1 protein-coding gene is annotated in these 406 nt (G+C 66.3%); it reads left to right on the top strand.

Features of this window, described 5'->3' with window-relative positions; all coding sequences use genetic code 11:
* Positions 1-406 (top strand): ShlB/FhaC/HecB family hemolysin secretion/activation protein (locus AC6LKG_RS26570; RefSeq protein ID WP_498169987.1); only part of this gene is annotated, 406 nt, incomplete at both ends.

Raw genomic sequence — 406 nt, forward strand, 5'->3', positions numbered from 1 at the left:
GCCGGCTACGAGTTCAGCTACGGCCATCGCCACTACATCGACCAGATGGTGCTGGACATCGGCGGCGGGGTGCGCGGCACGCTGCCGCAGTTCTCCAACCAGCCGGGGTATGTCTACGGCGATCCCGACTGGAACGGGCGCAGCACCATCCTGACGGCCAATGCAGGTCTATACCTGCCCTTCAAGGTGGCCGGCCAGCAGATGGCGTACCAGGCCAACTGGCAGATCCAGCACGCCAAGACGCCCATCGTGCCGGCCGACTACTTCACCATCGGCAATCGCTACGCGGTGCGCGGCTTCGATGGGCAGATGACGCTGGCCGCGGAAGACGGCTGGACCTTGCGCAATGACCTGTCGCTGGACCTGGGCGGGTTGGCGGGTCTGCCGGGCCAGCAGGTCTACACCG

The organism is Achromobacter sp. 46006 (assembly GCF_059761975.1).